General features: G+C 63.2%; 2 pseudogenes. Both read left to right on the forward strand.

The window, feature by feature from the left end:
* Positions 1–387, forward strand: a pseudogene (locus EN906_RS36450) (beta-ketoacyl-ACP synthase); the annotation flags it as partial.
* A gap of 37 nt (positions 388–424) precedes the next feature.
* Positions 425–590 (forward strand): annotated as a pseudogene (locus EN906_RS36455) (NADPH:quinone oxidoreductase); the annotation flags it as partial.

Consider the following 590-nt stretch of genomic DNA (forward strand, 5'->3'; position numbering starts at 1 on the left):
GTGCTAGCCGATGCCGGCTTGAGCCAGGACGAGATCGACTACGTTAACGCCCACGGCACCTCGACGCCGGAAAACGACAAGATGGAGCATCTGTCGCTGTCGACGGTGTTCGGCGAACGGATCGGCTCGATGCCGGTCTCGTCGAACAAATCGATGATCGGCCACACGCTGTCGGCGGCGGGCGCCGTCGAGGCGGCGTTCTCACTGATGACGATGCGCGAAAGCGTCATCCCGCCGACCATCAACTATGACAATCCCGACCCCGCGATCGTGCTCGACGTGGTGCCGAACAAGAAGCGCAATGCCGAGGTCCGCACCGTGCTGTCGAACTCCTTCGGCTTCGGCGGCCAGAACACTTGCCTTGTCATGGCGCGGGAACCGGTCTAAGCGACCTTTTTCAGCCAGACCGAAACCGACAGGCCCAATGCGCGCATTGCAACTTATCGAGGACCGCCGTCTTGAAACGGTGGACCTGCCGCCTCCCCCACCGCCGGCACTTGGCGAAGTCACGCTGCGCATCAAGGCGGTGGCGCTGAACCATATCGACGTCTGGGGCTGGCGCGGCATGGCCTTCGCCAAGCGCAAGCTGC

Source organism: Mesorhizobium sp. M7A.F.Ca.CA.004.06.1.1, from assembly GCF_003999135.1.
Lineage (GTDB): Bacteria > Pseudomonadota > Alphaproteobacteria > Rhizobiales > Rhizobiaceae > Mesorhizobium.